Origin of the sequence: Staphylococcus sp. MB377 (assembly GCF_001922505.1) — a bacterium.
GTDB lineage: Bacteria > Bacillota > Bacilli > Staphylococcales > Staphylococcaceae > Staphylococcus > Staphylococcus haemolyticus.
The window spans coordinates 1-4,537 of record NZ_MAON01000028.1; the positions used below are offsets into that span (position 1 = coordinate 1).

Consider the following 4,537-nt stretch of genomic DNA (forward strand, 5'->3'; position numbering starts at 1 on the left):
ACCGTAGGTCTCTTCAGATCTACGGATTTTCCCCATGCCACGAAATTAGCATCATGCTAGCAAGTTAAACGAACACTGACATGATATATTAGTGATTAGCTATATTTTTTACTTTGCAACAGAACCTTTTTATACATAAAAAATCGACTCCTTAATCTCAATTTCGTTTAAGGAATCGCTCACCCAAATATATATCTTGATGTATATTTAAATATCGTTTAATATCTAAATATACAAGATTATAAAAACAACTCAGTGTTTTTTTCTTTGAATGATGTCGTTCACAAACTTTGGTCAGGGCGTGAGCGACTCCTTTTTATTTTGTTATTAATATAACACTATCAAAAGACTTGGTCTAATCAGATCAAGTCTTTTTTTATTTAAGCATTTGTATTATCTGGTAAACAGTTAAAACTACTAAAACACCAAGTACATACTTACTTGTTATAAAATTCTCAAAGGCTTCTCTGAATTTCATTTCTTCAACTCCTTTTATTGCTTTATTCCAATTTCCTTATTGGTCGGAACCTACAGGGCTTTATGTGTTGTTGAGTTGGTACTTTCTTGGGATTAATCCCAATTCAAGTCCAACCAACTCGCTAACAAGTTAGCTAACACATAGCCCATTCCAACCAATAAGTTTTCTCGGCATAAATGCATGTTCTATAAGTGCATACCTCTATCTCGTTTTTGATTCTTTTGTTGTTCTTGTTGCTGTTCCTGTTCTGAATATAATTCTGGATTCATTTTTTTATCTAAGTTTCCTGCTAAACCATTTAGTTTTGGTTCATCTTCTGTTAACTTATTAACTCTTTCCGCAAAGGTATTTCTTCCTAAAACTCGTTCTAACTCTTTTAGTAAGATTTTTAAAAGCTTTAACGCTATTTCTATATTCTCTTTAAGTGGCTTTGCATTTTCGTAAAGTTGGTTAAAATTATCGTCTGCGTTTTCAATACGCTCAACTGCTTTATTTAATAAATCATCTTTCTCTCGTATTTCCTTATCTTTATCATCTAAGGCTCTACCAGACTTTATATACTCGTAATCTTCCGAAATATCTTGAGCAGCTTTTATCTGTTTCTGAAATTCATTGAAATCTTTTTGGCTTATTACAACATTTCCAGTTTCTTGTATTTCTTTGCTAAATAAACCACCTACTTTTTCAGTTTCTTGCTCATACGGAACATTTATAGGCTTTTTAAGCGTATTTAACGATTTTTGGTACTCTTGCATTAATTTATCGTTCTTTTGCTTTATATGGTCTGTTTTTTGGCTCTCACGTTCATATTCTTGCTTATGATATTCTGTTTTTTGTTTATACTGACTTATTTGCTCATGTTTAGCATTTGTTACTTGTCTTGATTGCCCACGTTCTAAATCATATCCTCGTTGTTTAACATGCTCATTAAATCTATCTTGAAACGCTGTTAAAGCTTTTTTATTACCTACAACTTCTTTAGCACTTAAACGACCATCATCAGTTATTGGAACAACGCCATAATGCATATGTGGTGTTTTTTCGTCCATGTGAACTGTTGCATATAATAAATTATCTTTACCGTATTCTTGTTCTAAAAACTCTTTAGCATATTCAAAAAACTGCTTTGTATCTTCTGGCGTTTGATTATCAAAGAAATCATTGTCTGATGTAATTAAACCATCAATGTGTTTAATCGCGTCTGTTCTAATTTTTCTTTTGCCTGTATAATTCTGTTCGATTTTTTCATCAATCAAGTTATTAAAATTCTGTTTATTAGCATTTACCAAATCATAATTTAAGTAAGTTTTACTATGGTCTATATCTTCATTTTCATAATTATTATTTTCTCTTTGAACATGTTTTTGTATGCCCGTTGTATTTGTTCCAGTTTTAACTTTTGAAACTCTAATAATAGAATACGACATATAAAAATCACTCCTCAGCACTAAGGTTTTATAGGTATTTAATACTTTAAGTCTAATAACACACTAGACTTATTTTACAATAAGTCGTTAATACGTGTGCTCTGCGAGGCTTAAACCTGTTTTTGCTAACGCAAAAAATGAGTGGCAAAATGCTAGCCACTCATAGTTCTAAACCAAAATATAATATAACTATTCAAACTGCTTTTCAGAACGTTTAAATACAATAATCGTCAAAAGACAACATAAAATAATAAGGATAGCCATGGCTACAAGAATATTACTATACACTCCAGAAGAATAATTTATAAATTCCAGAACTAGTTTACGATTAATCAATTGTAGTGACAATAAACCTCCTACAATTGCTATACCTGTTCCCTCTGATAAAAAACTTGTGAAATTTAGCAAACTCATTCCAGAAGCAACTTCTTCTTCAGAAAGACTACTTGATACTATTTTTGATATAACTGTTTTAGTAAAAGATAATCCGCCCATAACAAATATAAACATAAAAGTAGTCAACCACATACTAAACTCAACAAAAAATGCAATAGTTAAAAAACTTATAGAGATAGACAATGATCCTAAAATAAAAACAAATAATGATCCTTTTCTATCCACTAAAAAACCACCAAAATAACCAAAAACAATAACACTCATGGTTCCAGGAAAAATAACACTATTACCTATTGTCGCTACATTTACATGATAAATAGTTTTCATCATATAAGGCACCATTGATATAAAACCAGCTACTATAGAAAATATTAGCCCACCAGAAAACAAACCAAGCATAAACGGAATGTTTTTCCCTAGTTTAGGATTAATAAAAGGGTTAGAAACTCTTGAAATATGTTTAATAAAAATCACAAAAAAGATTGTGAAGAGTATTAAAAAAGTCCAATTATAATTTGTCGTAAATAACATAAAACATATAATACTTATAGACATTAAAACAATACCTACGATATCTAATGTATTTTTTGTTGATTTACCAGGTACCATTACTTTAATAAGAAAAGGTATAGTTACTATTGTAATCATAGGAAGTATAAGTAGGTAAGACCAATGAATATAATGTGCTATTATTCCCCCTATTGAAGGACCTAACCCTTCACCTAAAGCTACAATTGATCCTATAAAACCAAAGGCTTTGCCTTGTTTTTTTCTTGTAATATTTCTAGCTACAACCACCATAATCAGTGAAGGGAATGCAGCAGATCCTACTCCTTGTACTAACCTACCAAAAATCAAAATAAAAAAGTGATTGTGACCAATAAAAGCAATCAATGAACCAAGACAGCTCAAACTAATACCAATAATTAACAATTTTTTTATATTTATATAATCAGATAATTTTCCATATACTGCTGTTCCTATCGAAAAAGTTAACATATATGCAGTGTTTACCCAGTTTGTAATTCCAGGAGTAGTATTAAAATGATTTGCAATATCAGGTAAAGAAACATTTAAAACCATTTCATTTAATACACTAAAAAATGAAAGAATACAAAGCCAAAATAAAACGCTATAAAACAAACCTTTAAATTTTTTATATAAACTAAACAATTTTACCTCTTTACTTGAGGTGACTAAAGTTTATAGGGGTAAATTATTCTTTCACCTCATATAAATTCCCCAAATTTTTAAATAGACACTTCATAAAAAAATCCTCCTAAATTAGAATAGTTTAAATATATCATTTTTGTTCAGTAATATTAATATGTACACTATTTCCAAAATTTAAATTCATGTTGCCAAAAATCGATTTGTTTTTGCAATTGTTTTTCGTTCGCTTTTAAAGTCGATTTCATTAAGTCCGTTAAATCGACTGGCGAAATTTCTTTTATCAAATTCTTATATTTTGTTCTAGAATTTCTGTGAAGCTTTCCCCATTCTTCTTCATCACTCAATAACATAAAAACTATTGCTCTATCCGCAGTGCGTTGGATAGTTTTCCAATCTGGTTGCAAGATATGTAAATCACTAAAGCAATCATTCCAGTAATCCACCATATCTCTTTTAAGTTCGATTTCTACACGCCATAAATGTTCAGACATAACTTCAGCATCTGCATTATCTTTACGTTCTTGCTTTTTATTATAAATTCTAATAAATCTATTACTATCTCTCACGCCAAAATATTTTGTTTCTGGCTTACCATTACGACCATAAAAAATAGTTTTCTTAACTGCTTTATCAGACATTGCATAGTAGTCACTCAAATCATCTTCAAAATCAAAGGCTAAATCTAATCTTGTAAAACCGTCATCTTCCATGTAGCTTATTATATTTTGTTTTAACCAAATCATTTCATCTCGTGTAAGTTTGTTTGGATTAAATTCAATACGCATATTACGTCTATCCCAACTATCTGCTTTCACTTTGTCATATTCAATATAAACTTTTTCTTGAAGTGCTTTAGCTTTAAACTTTGTTTGAAGAATATCCCAAAGTCTTATTTGGGGCTCTACACTCATAAATTTAGAAAGGGCTTGAGCGTTGTCTCGGTTGAGATTTCCAACGATCGTCATTGCATCAAAACTTAATTTTGGATCAGATATGCACACAGTATGTGCGTCCAACCGGCTATTAGAGTAGCCGGTTTTAGAAAAATTGTCTAAATCGTGAT

At 30.3% G+C, this 4,537-nt stretch carries 3 protein-coding genes; all 3 read right to left on the bottom strand.

Annotated elements, in window-relative coordinates; all coding sequences use genetic code 11:
• Positions 1-663: 663 nt before the first annotated feature.
• Entirely contained in the window at positions 664-1,905 is a 1,242-nt protein-coding gene (gene mobV / locus BB045_RS07020) for a MobV family relaxase (RefSeq protein WP_046463274.1), read from the bottom strand.
• 189 nt (positions 1,906-2,094) lie between these two features.
• On the bottom strand, positions 2,095-3,474 hold the full coding sequence (gene tet(K) / locus BB045_RS07025) for a tetracycline efflux MFS transporter Tet(K) (protein ID WP_000492283.1): 1,380 nt from the start codon (positions 3,472-3,474) through the stop codon (positions 2,095-2,097).
• A 161-nt stretch (positions 3,475-3,635) separates the two neighbouring features.
• Positions 3,636-4,537: replication initiation factor domain-containing protein (locus tag BB045_RS07030; RefSeq protein ID WP_075140615.1), on the bottom strand; the 902-nt coding region annotated here is incomplete at its 5' end.